14 protein-coding genes and 1 tRNA gene are annotated in these 13,822 nt (G+C 46.6%); 8 read left to right on the forward strand and 7 right to left on the reverse strand.

The window, feature by feature from the left end:
• Positions 1-8: 8 nt before the first annotated feature.
• The 8 genes from ACWA50_RS06395 (at position 9) to ACWA50_RS06430 (ending at position 8,869) form a co-directional block, all read left to right on the forward strand.
• On the forward strand, positions 9-932 hold the full coding sequence (locus ACWA50_RS06395; protein WP_431050854.1) for a D-alanine--D-alanine ligase: 924 nt from the start codon (positions 9-11) through the stop codon (positions 930-932).
• Positions 933-934: 2 nt separating this feature from the next.
• Positions 935-1,747, forward strand: a complete 813-nt coding sequence (locus ACWA50_RS06400) for a cell division protein FtsQ/DivIB (RefSeq protein WP_431050856.1) — start codon at positions 935-937, stop codon at positions 1,745-1,747.
• Positions 1,748-1,785: 38 nt separating this feature from the next.
• Entirely contained in the window at positions 1,786-3,063 is a 1,278-nt protein-coding gene (ftsA, locus tag ACWA50_RS06405; RefSeq protein WP_431050857.1) for a cell division protein FtsA, read from the forward strand.
• 73 nt (positions 3,064-3,136) lie between these two features.
• Positions 3,137-4,354 (forward strand): cell division protein FtsZ, encoded by a 1,218-nt coding sequence (gene ftsZ, locus ACWA50_RS06410; protein ID WP_431050859.1) that lies wholly within the window; start codon positions 3,137-3,139, stop codon positions 4,352-4,354.
• 48 nt (positions 4,355-4,402) lie between these two features.
• On the forward strand, positions 4,403-5,320 hold the full coding sequence (gene lpxC / locus ACWA50_RS06415; RefSeq protein ID WP_431050861.1) for a UDP-3-O-acyl-N-acetylglucosamine deacetylase: 918 nt from the start codon (positions 4,403-4,405) through the stop codon (positions 5,318-5,320).
• Positions 5,321-5,454: 134 nt separating this feature from the next.
• The gene (locus ACWA50_RS06420; protein ID WP_431050863.1) at positions 5,455-6,315 is read left to right on the forward strand and encodes a phosphoribosylaminoimidazolesuccinocarboxamide synthase; all 861 of its coding nucleotides are present in this window, start codon (positions 5,455-5,457) and stop codon (positions 6,313-6,315) included.
• Positions 6,316-6,522: 207 nt separating this feature from the next.
• Complete coding sequence (locus ACWA50_RS06425; protein ID WP_449343085.1) at positions 6,523-7,497, forward strand: PAS domain S-box protein; 975 nt, start codon at positions 6,523-6,525, stop codon at positions 7,495-7,497.
• A complete protein-coding gene (locus tag ACWA50_RS06430; RefSeq protein ID WP_449343086.1) occupies positions 7,484-8,869 on the forward strand; it encodes an ATP-binding protein in 1,386 nt (461 codons plus the stop codon). The genes ACWA50_RS06425 and ACWA50_RS06430 overlap by 14 nt, the downstream gene beginning before the upstream one ends.
• A gap of 74 nt (positions 8,870-8,943) precedes the next feature.
• Here ACWA50_RS06430 and ACWA50_RS06435 read toward each other — a convergent pair whose 3' ends face one another.
• The 7 genes from ACWA50_RS06435 to lptC form a co-directional block, all read right to left on the reverse strand.
• Positions 8,944-10,257, reverse strand: a complete 1,314-nt coding sequence (locus ACWA50_RS06435) for an anaerobic C4-dicarboxylate transporter (RefSeq protein WP_431050867.1) — start codon at positions 10,255-10,257, stop codon at positions 8,944-8,946.
• Positions 10,258-10,482: 225 nt separating this feature from the next.
• Positions 10,483-10,559 (reverse strand) — tRNA-Arg (locus ACWA50_RS06440).
• 19 nt (positions 10,560-10,578) lie between these two features.
• The gene (gene rapZ, locus ACWA50_RS06445) at positions 10,579-11,436 is read right to left on the reverse strand and encodes an RNase adapter RapZ (RefSeq protein ID WP_431050869.1); all 858 of its coding nucleotides are present in this window, start codon (positions 11,434-11,436) and stop codon (positions 10,579-10,581) included.
• A gap of 29 nt (positions 11,437-11,465) precedes the next feature.
• On the reverse strand, positions 11,466-11,948 hold the full coding sequence (ptsN, locus tag ACWA50_RS06450; RefSeq protein ID WP_431050871.1) for a PTS IIA-like nitrogen regulatory protein PtsN: 483 nt from the start codon (positions 11,946-11,948) through the stop codon (positions 11,466-11,468).
• Positions 11,949-11,975: 27 nt separating this feature from the next.
• Positions 11,976-12,701 (reverse strand): LPS export ABC transporter ATP-binding protein, encoded by a 726-nt coding sequence (lptB, locus tag ACWA50_RS06455; RefSeq protein WP_431050873.1) that lies wholly within the window; start codon positions 12,699-12,701, stop codon positions 11,976-11,978.
• A gap of 15 nt (positions 12,702-12,716) precedes the next feature.
• Complete coding sequence (gene lptA / locus ACWA50_RS06460) at positions 12,717-13,226, reverse strand: lipopolysaccharide transport periplasmic protein LptA (RefSeq protein WP_431050875.1); 510 nt, start codon at positions 13,224-13,226, stop codon at positions 12,717-12,719.
• Positions 13,207-13,788 (reverse strand): LPS export ABC transporter periplasmic protein LptC, encoded by a 582-nt coding sequence (gene lptC / locus ACWA50_RS06465; protein WP_431050877.1) that lies wholly within the window; start codon positions 13,786-13,788, stop codon positions 13,207-13,209. Before lptC ends, lptA begins: the two co-directional genes overlap by 20 nt.
• Positions 13,789-13,822 lie beyond the last annotated feature (34 nt).

The following is a 13,822-nucleotide window of genomic DNA, read 5'->3' on the forward strand; positions in this document are numbered from 1 at the left end:
GCAGATGCATGAAATCATTAAAACAACAAAAAATTGCGGTGTTATATGGCGGAACTTCGGCGGAACGCGAGGTTTCGCTGAATTCGGGAAGTGCGGTTTTGGCGGCGCTGCAAAGCCAAGGCTTTAATGCGCATGGTGTGGACACCAAGGAAGTCGGCTTGGAGCAATTAAAATTACAAGGTTTTGAACGCGCTTTCAATATTTTGCATGGTCGCGGCGGCGAAGACGGCACGGTACAAGGCGTATTGGAGTTTTTAGGTATTCCTTACACGGGCTGCGGCGTCTTATCCTCGTCTTTAACCATGGATAAAATGCGCACCAAAATGTTATGGAAAGGCTTCGGATTGCCGGTTGCCGAGATGGAAGTGGTGACCAAAGCGAATTTTTCAGGGTTCAATGCCGAACAAATTGTGGCGCGTTTGGGCTTGCCTCTGATGGTGAAACCGTCGTTGGAAGGTTCCAGTGTCGGCTTAACCAAGGTGAACCGCTGCGAGGAGTTGCAAAGTGCGGTCGAATATGCGTTTCGGTATGATGAAACCGTGTTGATCGAAGCATGGTTGGCAGGGGATGAATATTCCGTGCCGGTGCTGGATGGGGAAGTGTTGCCGTCAATTCGCATTGTGCCAAAAGGCGAGTTTTATGACTACGACGCCAAATATATTTCCGACGAAACCCAATATTTTTGCCCGTCGGGGTTGAGCGACGCGCGCGAACAGGAATTGAAGCAGCTGGTTAAAGCCGCCTATGACAGCGTCGGTTGCCGCGGCTGGAGCCGAGTTGATGTGATGACCAACGCCGTAGGCGAATTTCATTTGGTGGAGGTCAACACCACGCCGGGCATGACCAGCCACAGCCTGTTTCCGATGGCGGCAAAAATCAAAGGCTACAGTTTTGAGCAGTTGGTTGTGAAGATCTTAGAATTGAGCGTATAGCCATGGCAGTCAAACCCAATCGCACGCAGCAGCGTATTCAACCCCAAACGGCAGAGGAAAGCGGTTTTAAGTTTTTTCTGCCGCTTAAATCGCTAGTTGTGCTATTATGCGTAGGATTTGGTTATTATTGCTACACGCACTGGCAGGATTTTTTGGCGTATCTCGATTCACAGCCGATTAATTCCTTTGCCGTGGTCGGGCAGCCGCAATATACCACCTATAACGATATTCGCGACAGTTTGCTGCAATTTGGCGAGTTAAAAGGTTATTTTTCGCAAGATGTGCAAGAGATTCAGCAACAAATAGAAAAAATGCCGTGGGTGCGCGGCGCTTTGGTGCGTAAGCTGTGGCCGAACAAACTGAGCATTGCGGTGGCGGAATATAGTCCGGTTGCCGTTTGGAATGACAAGCAGTTATTGGCGGCGGACGGGGCGATTTTCAGCTTGCCGGAAGAAAAGAGCGGTAATCTGCAATTGCCGGCGCTGTATGGCAATGATTTTCAAAGCCGCGAGGTGTTATCGGCTTGGTATCAGATTAGTAATGCGCTCAAAACGAAAAATATGCGCTTGCAATCGATGCGGATTGACGGGCGCGGTGCATGGCAGGTCAGTCTGAGCAACGGGATTGAACTCAAACTTGGGCGTGGCGAGTGGAAACAAAAAATCGAGCGTTTCGCAACGATTTATCCGCAAATCGAAGTGCCGGAGCAACAGACGATTGATTACGTGGATTTGCGTTATGCCAGCGGTGCGGCAATCGGTTTTAAGGCTGTTCCGCCAGCCCCCGAAGCTTCGGCGGAAACAAACGAAAATTAATTAATTGGCAACTCAGTAAACAACTAACGTAAACAAATATGGCAAAAATTGTTGAAGCGAAAATCAAAGTAGGTTTGGAAGTCGGAACTTCCAAAGTGGTCGCGGTAGTAGGCGAAGTTCTGCCGGACGGCGTAGTCAATGTGTTGGGGGTCGGCAGCAGCCCGTCCAAGGGGATTGATCGCGGCAGTATCACCGATCTGGATGCGGTGGTCAATTCGATTCAACGCGCGATTGAAGGGGCGGAGTCGATTGCCGATTGCCAAATTGTCAGTGTGTCGTTGGCAATCACCGGCGAACACATTCAGAGCCTGAATGAAAGCGGCGTGGTGCCGATTTCCAGCGGCGAAGTGACGCCGGAGGAAGTGGAAGGCGCAATGAATATCGCCCAATCGGTCAAAATCGGCGAAGGCGTCAGCATTTTGCATGTGATCCCGCAAGAGTTTGCAGTGGATAAACAGCTGAATATCAAAAATCCGCTCGGTTTGCAAGGTGTGCGTTTGCAAGCACAGGCGCACTTAATCGCTTGCCATCAAAATTGGCTGAATAATCTGAAAAAAGCGGTCTTGCGTGCCGGATTAAAAGTCGATGAAGTGGTGTTTTCCGGCTTGGCGTCCAGTTATTCGGTGTTGACCGAAGATGAAAAAGAGTTGGGCGTTTGCTTGATTGATATTGGTGGCGGTACGATTGATATTATTGTTTATACCAATGGTGCGTTGCGCTTCAGCAAAGTGATTCCTTATGCCGGCAATCGGGTCACTGATGATGTGGCGTTTGCTTTCAGCACCTCCAGAATGGATGCGGAAAAAATTAAAGTGGCTTATGGCAGTGCGGTCACGCCGGCACGCAATAATCCGGATAAAAAAATCGAAGTGCCGAGTGTCGGCGGGCGTGCGCCACGTAGTCTGGCAAAAGAGATGTTGTCGGTGGTGACGGCGGCGCGTTATCAGGAATTATTAAGGTTGGTCGAGAAAGAATTGATCAAACTGAAACACGAATTGGATGTGAAACAAATCAAATCCGATCTTATTGCCGGGATTGTATTGACCGGGGGCGGTTCGCAAATCGAAGATATTGCCGACTGCGCCGCCGAGATTTTCGGCCCGCAAGTGCGGGTTGGCACTCCGCTCAATCTGGCGGGATTAACCGATTATGTGAACAAGCCGCAATATGCGACGGTGTTGGGATTGCTACACCATAATTATAATAATGCAGATGAAGTGCGGCAGCGTGATATCTCAAGTGGTTCAATTGGCGTGGTTTCCGGAATTAAAGAAAATATTGCCAAATTTTTTACAATGATAAAAAATCAGTTTTGATAATTCTTGTTTATCGCATAGAATAGAAAATTATTGGTTTGCAAAAATAAAACAAACATAATGGGGAGAATATATGTTTGAGCCTATCGAGTTTGATGACATTACCGATGCCGTCATTAAAGTAGTCGGTGTTGGTGGTGGCGGCGGTAACGCCGTTAATCATATGGTGCAGGAAGAAATGCATGGTGTTGAGTTTTTCTCAATCAATACTGATGCGCAGGCTTTGCGTAAAAGTTTGGTCAAACAGACTGTACAAATCGGTGGCAATACAACCAAAGGTTTGGGCGCAGGGGCGAATCCGAATGTTGGTCGTCAGGCGGCGGAAGACGATAAAGACGCAATCCGTAATATTTTGGAAGGTGCGGATATGGTGTTTATTGCAGCCGGTATGGGCGGTGGTACCGGAACGGGTGCCGCACCGGTGGTGGCGCAAATTGCCAAAGAACTGGGCATTTTAACCGTTGCCGTAGTCACCAAACCGTTCAGCTTTGAAGGTAAAAAACGGATGGCATTGGCGGAAATGGGGATTGGCGAATTGTCCAAATTTGTCGATTCCTTAATTGTAATTCCAAACGAAAAATTATTAAAAGTCTTAGGCAAAAATATCTCCCTGGTTAATGCCTTTGCGACTGCAAATGAAATTTTACGTAATGCGGTACGTGGGATCTCCGATATGATCACTTCGCCGGGGCTGATCAACGTAGACTTTGCCGATGTTAAAACCGTCATGCAAGAAATGGGACATGCAATGATGGGCACCGGAGTGGCTGACGGGGAAGTCGGGGATGGTCGTGCGGATAAAGCGGCGCAAGACGCGGTTGCCAGCCCGTTATTGGAAGATGTCGATCTGTCCGGTGCGCGTGGGGTGTTGGTTAATATCACGGCGGGGATGGACTTGTCGTTAGATGAATTTTCTACCGTTGGTGATACGGTACGTGCTTTCGCCTCAGAAGATGCGACAGTGGTAATCGGCAGTACCTTAATTCCGGAAATGAGTGATCAAATCCGTGTGACTATCGTTGCAACCGGGATCGGCGGTAACAAAGCCGAAACTGAACTAAAAGTGATTACCCCGAAATCCACCGGAATGGGCATGCCGGTATCAAAACCGATTCAATCCGGTTTTGAGGGACAATCGAACTTTAATCCGCAGCCAGAGTCTAACCAAGGGTATGGTAATAGCTACGACAACGGCAAAACGGCGGTTGGCGCAGACGTTGCCAAGCCGAAAGCGTTTGACGAAAAAGACTTATTTGATATTCCGTCTTTCTTGCGCAATCAAGCGGATTAAGGCGAGCGGATTTAATAAAATAGCGTACTGAGAAAGGTACTGAAAATTATGATTAAACAAAGAACATTAAAACAGAGTGTAAAAGTGACCGGAATCGGGCTGCACAGCGGTAAAAAAGTGACGCTGACCATGCGTCCTGCCGAAGTGAATACCGGAGTGATTTATTGCCGTACTGATTTGAATCCGCCGGTGAGCTTTGTGGCAAATGCCGACGCGATTCGCGACACCATGTTGTGTACTTGTTTAGTGAATGATGACGGCGTGCGTGTGTCAACCGTGGAACATATCAATTCTGCTTTGGCGGCACTGGGAATTGATAACATCATTATTGAAGTCGACGCACCTGAAATTCCGATTATGGACGGTAGTGCCGCGCCTTTCATTTATCTGTTATTAGATACAGGGATCGAAGAGCAAGCGGCGGCGAAGAAATTTATCCGCATTAAAAAACCGGTTCGGGTTGAAGACGGTGATAAATGGGCGGAATTCAAGCCATATAACGGTTTTTCACTGGATTTTACCATTGATTTCAAACACCCGGCGATTTCAGGCGATGTCACTAATTATAAACTGGATTTCTCAACCCAAGCGTTTATCCAACAAATCAGCCGTGCGCGTACTTTCGGTTTTATGAAAGATATTGAATATTTGCAAGCGCAAGGCTTGGCGTTAGGCGGCAGCTTGGACAATGCGATTGTGTTGGACGAATACCGCATTCTGAATGAAGACGGTTTGCGTTTCAAAGATGAATTGGTACGCCATAAATTATTGGATGCGGTGGGCGATTTATATATGGCGAACCATAATATTCTTGGTGCGTTTAAAGCCTATAAATCCGGGCACGGCTTGAATAACAAGTTGTTAAGAGCGGTATTAGCCGATCAGGACGCTTGGGAATATGTGACCTTTGAGCGGAAAGAAAATGTGCCGCAAGGGTATTTAGTGCCTGCGCAGATTATGATTTAGTCTGATGATCGTTAGAAAGCCATATTTCAGTGAAATATGGCTTTTTTAATGGCTTCAGCGCAAAATAATAGTGCAAAGTGCGGTTTAAACTGCGCTACAATAAATAAAAGTTAACAGACCTCAAGGATAAAATAATGCAACACATCGGTTTAAACAAAATTTATTCAGGAAAAGTGCGTGATCTGTACGAAATTGATGCAGACAGAATGCTGATGGTCGCAACCGACCGTTTGTCGGCATTTGATGTGATTTTAGACGATCCGATTCCGGGCAAGGGCGAGATCCTAACCCAAATTTCTAATTTTTGGTTTAAACAGTTGGCAGATATTATGCCGAATCACTTCACCGGCGATACGGTCTATGATGTGTTGCCGAAAGAAGAAGCGGATCAGATCAAAGACCGTGCGGTGGTGTGCAAACGTCTGACGCCGATCAAGATCGAATCGATTGTGCGCGGTTATCTGACCGGCAGCGGTTTGAAAGATTACCGTGCAACCGGTACGATTTGCGGTTTGCAGCTGCCGGCCGGTTTACAAGAAGCCAGTAAACTGCCTGAACCGATTTTCACCCCGTCAAGCAAAGCGGAAGTGGGCGATCATGATGTCAATATCAGCTATGAAGCATGTGAACGGTTGATTGGCAAGGAACTGGCGGCGGAAGTCAAGCAAAAAGCGATTGCGCTGTACACGGCTGCTGCCGAATATGCGTTGAGCAAAGGGATTATTATCTGTGATACCAAATTTGAATTCGGCTTGGATAAAGACGGCGTATTGACCCTGATGGACGAAGTGCTGACCCCGGATTCCAGCCGTTTTTGGGCAATTGAAAACTATCGGGAAGGCACCAATCCGCCGTCATTTGACAAGCAGTTTATCCGCGATTGGTTGGAACAAACAGGCTGGAACAAACAAGCGCCTGCGCCGAAAGTGCCGGCTGAGGTCATTCAAAAAACGGTTGATAAATACCGTGAAGCATTGGATTTGTTGACGAAATAATATAATTTAAACTCCAGTAATCATTAATTGATTTCCTAAAAATAGTTAATGAGACAATGTCGGGGCGGATTATATATCCGCCCGCCCCATGCTCTGTATTTTCTATTATTGGTTTATCATTGATACCGCACTTCGTAAGCGGGCGGATATATAATCCGCCCCTACTTTTATTTATCAAATAGATATGTAGCAAATATAAACCACACTATGAAAAACGTAAAAATCTATCTGCAAAATTACATCGACTGGATTATCCGTATCGGCAAGCTTAAGTTCTCTTTGTTGGGGTTGCTGATTTTAGCGGTTTATGCCTTGCTGATTCAGGCGGGCAGTACCTTACTGTTTACCGGAACCTTGGATTGGGGCGATATTTTGCGTTCGGTCATTTTCGGTTTGTGTTCCGCGCCGTTTGTGATTTATTTCTTTTTGGTGATCGTGGAAAAATTGGAACTGGCGCGGCAGGGAGCGGAGAAAACGTTGCAGCAACTGAAAACCTTGCGCATGCAGGATTATCAACTGAACCAAGAGCTCAATAAGAAAAATTTGCTGTTAAGCCGTGAAATAGATGAACGTAGCAAAGCGGAACAAGAATTGACTTCCGCATTGTTACATTTGGAACAGGAGATCAAAGAGCGGAGCCGCATTCAGTTGGAATTAGAGCAAAGTGCGCAGCTGTTGCGTTCTTTCTTTGATGCCTCGCCGGATTTGGTATTCTACCGCGGCGAAGATCATCGCTTTCTGGGGGCGAATAAGGCGATGGAAAAGCTGACCGGAAAAAAAAGCGAGGAATTAAAGCAATTAACACCGTTCGAATTATATAGCGAGCGGGCGGCGAAAAAAGCTATCGAAAGTGATAGGCAGGTCAGTCGGGCAAATCAAGGAATGCGCTATGAGCAATGGCTATATTATCCTGACGGGCAAGCGGCGTGCTTTGAAATTTTAAAAGTGCCGTATTACGATAAAGTCAGTAAACAGCACATGATTATCGGCTTTGGGCGCGATATTACCGAACGGACGACTTACCGTGAAACGATTGAGAAAAACAGTCGCGATAAAACGAATCTGATGACCACAATCAGCCATGAATTGAAAACGCCGCTCAATGGCATTATCGGTTTAAGCCGTATTTTACTGGACGGAGATTTAACCCGAGCAGCAGCGCAATTATTTGCAAACCATTAAGGTCAGTGCGGTTTCGTTGGGACATATTTTCAATGACTTGGTCGATTTGGAAAAAATTGAGACTCACCGTATCGAACTGTTTGAAAAAGAATGTGATTTTAATCATTTACTCAATGATATCAATAATATTGCCTCAGTTATGGCGGCGCAAAAAAATTTGAAGTTTGAAATGCGGTTAGCAGACAATCTGCCGGAATGGATTCGAGTCGATCCGATCCGCCTCAACCAGATGTTATGGAATTTAATCAGCAATGCGGTCAAATTTACCAAACAGGGTTGGGTGCGGCTGTCGGTTGCCCGAACCGGGGAAGATGAGTTGTGCTTTAAAATCAGCGACAGCGGCATTGGCATTCCGCAAGCTGAACAGAGTAAAATTTTCACCATGTATTACCAAGTCAAATCGCAGGATAATATGCGCGCGTTGGGGAGTGGAATCGGGTTGGCGGTTTCCAAACAAATTGCTTCGTTAATGTCCGGCGATTTAACCGTGGAAAGTGAAGAAAATGTCGGCACGACCTTTACCTTGAGCGTCAAAGCCGCGCAGATTGAACGTTTTACCGCACTTGAGAAACAGCACGTTACGCAAGCATTAAATATTCTATTGGTGGAAGACATTGAGGTGAATATTATCGTCGCCAAATCGGTACTGGAAAAGTTGGGCTATCACGTTGATGTTGCCATGAGCGGCGGCGAAGCGTTGCAGAAATTCCAACAAAATGACTACGATTTGCTTTTGCTGGACATTCAATTGCCGGATATGTCGGGCTTTGATATTGCGATGACCCTCCGCCATCAATATCAGAACGATGAAATTGAGTATTTGCCGCCGTTGGTCGCGCTCACTGCAAATGTGATGAATAATAAAAATGAATATGTACAACAAGGCATGGATGATGTGTTGTCCAAGCCGTTATCGCAGGAAGCCTTGAATTCCACGCTGAAACGCCTGTTTGGTGACGAAGATTTGCCTGTGCAGCCACAGGCGGCAGTCAATGAACCGGATAAACAAAGTGCGATGCAGTTTGATTATCCGTTATTGAGCGAGCTAATCGAGTTGCTTGGGAAAGAGAAAGTGCTGGCAAGTATCGACTTGTTTGCCGAGTTAATGCCGAATTATATTACGGACTTAAATGCACAATATAAAGCTTATCAAACCGACCCGTCACTGAAGCGGGCGGTGGCGGAAGAGGCGCATAAAATCAAAGGGGCTGCCGCTTCGATCGGATTGAATGCGATCCGCGATATTGCGGAAGCGGCACAACACGACGAAGCCGAAAATTGGCAAGAAAATATTGCCCGTTGGGTGGCGATGTTACAGGAATGGCAGCCGGCACTGACCGCACTTAAGCAGTATATAACGCATAAAGTATAAAGTGCGGTTAGATACTAAAAAACCGTTCCCAATGAATCGGGAACGGTTTTTGTCACTTGGCTGCTAATGCTTTTTTACAGGAAAATACCGGCAAAGATGAAACCGAAGATCAAGCTGAAGATCATGCTCAATAAGCCCGGAACCATAAAGCTGTGATTGAAAATAAATTTGCCGATACGGGTGGTGCCGGTGGTATCGAAGTCGATTGAGGCGATAATCGGACCGTAGTTCGGAATAAAGAAATAACCGTTGACGGCGACGAAGGTGGCGATAATCACCGATGCCGGCAAACCTAGGGCAATTCCCAACGGCACCAATACGGCCACGGTTGCGCCTTGGCTGTTGACCATCACCGATAAGGCAAACAGGGCAAACGCGAACGTCCAAGGGGCAAATTCGACCAGACCTGAAACCATCTCTTTCACTTCGGTGATATGTGCGCCCATTAAGGTGTCACCCAACCAGGCAATACCGAAGATTGCCACGATGGCACGCATACCGGCATGGAACACCGAGCCTTGTGTGATTTCGGTGCCGTCCGGTTTACAGATCAGGATAATTAACGCCGCTATGGTCAGCATGATAATTTCAATGGTATGCGCCATGCCCATCGCTTTGCCGTCAAAGTGCGGTCGTAATTCAGGCAGCGCGCCCATCACAACCACTAACAGTGCACCGAACAAGAACAGTCCCACCGAATATTTTGCGGTAGTGCTGATTTCCATATTTTCCACATCCAACTTCACGGAATTTTCTTGCGTATATTTTGGATCTTGCAGTAAGCGCTGGTAATGCGGATCATCTTTCAGTTCTTTCCCCATTTTGTTGACAAACAAACAGGCGAGGAAGATACCCAGAACGGTGGACGGAATCGTGACACTCAACACATTCGCTAAGGTGATACCTTGCGGTTCAAGGAAGGCGACCACGGCAACGACTGCCGCAGCAATCGGACTGGCGACAATCGCAAATTGTGAGGCGATCACTGCCATGGAAAGCGGACGGGAAGGACGGATTCCGTTATAGCGGCTCACTTCGGCGATAACCGGCAGCACCGAATAGGCAACATGCCCGGTTCCGGCAAATACGGTAAAGGTCCACGTCACCGCCGGGGCGATAAAGGTAATGTATTTCGGATTTTTGCGTAAAATGCGGGTGGCAATTTGAATCATATAATTCAAACCGCCGGCTGCTTGCATTGCCGCCGCCGCGGAAACAACCGCCATAATCATCAACATGACGTCGATTGGCGGACTGGTTGGTTGTAAATTGAAGCCGAACGCCAAAATGGCCAGGCCGACTCCCCCCATGACTCCTAAGCCGATACCGCCAAGTCTGGCACCAATTAGGATACACAGCAATACGATGGCAAATTGAAAGAGAAACATGAATTGCTCCATTATTTTAATAAGAAAATATTTAATGATAAAAAGCGTTTCGCCAATTTGAACGAGAACACTTCTGGACACTGGATTCAGGTGAGTACGGAACAGTGCTTCTGAATCGTGGCGCCATTTTATCAGTTATTAAAGAAAAAGAGAGGGGGAAGTGTCACAAAACCGCACTTTATGTGCAAAAGTATGATTTTTTGTACAATAATCAACAAATTGGTTTGGCGAATGTGGGCGGATTCGAACCGCCGGCCTATCCCTTAGGAGGGGATTGCTCTATCCGACTGAGCTACACATTCGTAGGATCTGTCCGTGGAATTATTGGCGTTTGTGCTTGCTTAACGAACTGTGTTGAATCTGAACTTTTTTGCCGCGCCCCAAGAAATATTCTCCCAATTGTTGGGCAATATACACCGAACGGTGTTTACCGCCGGTACAGCCGACGGCAACAGTGAGATAACTGCGGTTATTTTGTTCCAATAACGGCAACCAAGTTTCGATGTAATTACGGGTGGTATAAATAAAATTGTGTACTTCATTGTGGCGATTGAGGAAATCAATCACCGGTTCGTCCAGTCCGGTCAGCGGGCGTAACTGCGGATCCCAATGCGGATTCGGCAAAAAACGCACGTCAAACACATAATCCGCATCCAGTGGAATGCCATATTTAAAGCCGAAAGATTCAAAAACAATATTGAGCTCTTTGTCGGATTTTCCGCGCAGAAATTGGCGTAGTTTTTCCGCCAATTCGTGGGTGGAAATAGCGGAGGTATCCAATACTAAATCCGCGTGTTGAAATAAAGGCTCCAATAATTCGCGTTCTAATTCAATGGCGGATTCCAACGTCATATTTTTCACTGACAGCGGATGTAAGCGCCGGCTGTCGCTATAGCGGCGAATTAGGATACCGGGTTCGCAGTCGAGAAAAATCAGTTTGAGCTTAATATCGTCCGCCAGTTGGCGTAATACCTGTTCGAATTGAATCGAGGATTCGGGCAAATTGCGAATATCGAGGCTGATCGCAACCGCACTTTGCTTTTGCGCTAAAATTTCGATTGCTTGGTCAAAGAGGGCAAGCGGCAGATTGTCGATACAGTAGTAGCCGATGTCCTCAAGCGCACGCAATGCGACGGATTTGCCTGAACCTGAGCGTCCGCTGATGATAATCAGTTCCATATGTTGCCTCTCACAATAATATCCTATACTTATGCCTCGCTTGAAGCCGTGTCCTCTTCATGTAGATCCAATTTGGAAAAAATATCCCAAATCTCTTCTTTACTGTGTGCCGCCCGTAACTGCTTAACCAGTGTTTTGTTACTCAGTTTTTTGGCGATTTCGGGTAACAACGCTTTGCAGCTGCCGCAGAGATTCGCGGGAATAAACAGTGCGAACAGCAGATCGACTTCACGGTTATCCGCCGCTTTGTAGTCAATCGGATTGGCTAATTGTAAAAATACCGCAATCGGTTTATCGCCTTCACCCAGTTTGGCATGCGGCAGGGCGATTCCGTTGCCAAGTGCGGTACAACCGACTTTTTCGCGCTCACATAAGGCTTCAAAACAAACCTGACTATCGCCGCCGGTTTGTGCCGTCACCATTTCACTCAAGATTTCCAGCGTTCTTTTTTTACTCGAGGACATCACGCCTTGGCGAATATTGTCCAAGCTGAGCAGATGAGTTAATTTCATAATACAACGTCTCTAGGCTACGGGCGCTTACAATTTGAATTGATCGCCTAAATAAACCCGTTTTACATCTTCATTTTCCAAGATTTCTCTCGGCGTACCGGTGGCAATCATGTTGCCGGCACTGACGATATAGGCGCGTTCGCATACGTCCAGTGTTTCGCGCACATTATGGTCGGTAATCAGCACGCCCAAGCCGCGATCTTTGAGATGTAAAATAATTTTTTTAATATCAATCACCGAAATCGGATCGACCCCGGCAAAGGGTTCATCCAACAGAATAAATTTCGGATTGACCGCCAAAGCGCGTGCAATTTCGACCCGACGGCGTTCCCCGCCGGACAAAGATTGTCCTAAATTATTGCGGATATGATCGATATGAAATTCATCGATCAACTCTTCCGCCCGCTCGCGCCGTTGTTTCGGCGTGAGATCTTTACGGATCTCCAATACCGCCATCAAATTATCATATACGCTGAGACGGCGGAAAATCGAGGCTTCCTGCGGCAAGTAGCCGATCCCTTGTTGGGCACGGTTGTGCATTGGCAGCAGCGTAATATCTTGATCATCAATTTTAATCGAACCGTGATCATTTTTAACCAACCCGACCACCATATAAAAAGTGGTGGTTTTGCCGGCACCGTTCGGCCCGAGCAAGCCGACAATTTCACCGGAATTGACGTTCAGGCTGACATTACGCACCACTTGGCGCCCCTTGTAGGACTTTGCCAGATTTTGTGCCGAAAGAATAGACATAGAATCTTAACCTGTTTATTTTTGTTGTAATTGTGACGGGTACAGGATGGTTTTTACGCGGCCTTTACCCTTGTTTTTGGCAATCATTTTTTGTTGTTGCACATCATAGGTGATCACTTCGGCATTAATTTGACTGTCTAACTGTTTCAGCTGCGCATTGCCGGTCAGCACCAGATATTGGCTGCCAAGATCATAATTGACCTTGCCGGCATGCCCGTTAATCGGTTTGCCGTTATCCAGCTGTTGTTGGAAAGTCACCGGATTGCCGGTGGCTTCGATTTTTTCTTTGCCGCTGGAATTGTCGGCAGGGCGGATAATCGTCACTTTGTTTGCGTTAATCAGAATCGAGCCTTGGGTGATCACCACATTGTCGGAAAAGGTGACAATATTGTTTTCCAAATCCAGAGATTGATTGTCCGAGGTGATATTAATCGGTTGCTGAGTGTCACTTTTCAGGGCTGAAGCCGAGAAAGAGAGCAACATTGCGCTGACGAATGCCAATGATTTAATTAGTTTGGATCTCATAATGGGTTTGTACCTGCTCTTTTAATGTGGCGACCTGTTGACGAAGGTTACCGATTAAACGTTTCCCGGTAGTGGTGAAACTTTGACCGACAACGCTGACCATTGTATCAGATGTTATATCTTGTGTCGTTAAATTGACGACCGCACTTGACGTTTTCAGGCTATGGATTTTACTTTCCGGCAACAAACTTTCAATAGTGACATTATCGTCAAGATATAACATCTTATCTTTGCTGATTTTTGCTTGATCGGCGCTGAGTTTCCAACTGCGGACCAAATTATCGCTGTTTTTTGCGGTTTCAAACAAATAGACCACCGGCGATTTAAAAAGCGTATCGCCGCTTTGCTGAAAATATTCCACTTGATCAGCGGTAGCCACATATTGCTTGCGCCCGTCAACGGAATACAATGTGGTTTCCATACGGTTGGCGACATAATCCGGATTGTCACTGGTTTGAATTCGAGTGCTTAGCGTGGTTTCGTCTTGCTGATTGAGCGAGTAATACCAAGCGAGCAAGCCGAGTGCAATCAGCAATAAAATACTATTCCAACGAAAATTCATCCGCTTTCCTGTTGAGTATAAAAGAATTAAACAA

It is taken from the genome of Testudinibacter sp. P17/SS/0325 (assembly GCF_053570765.1).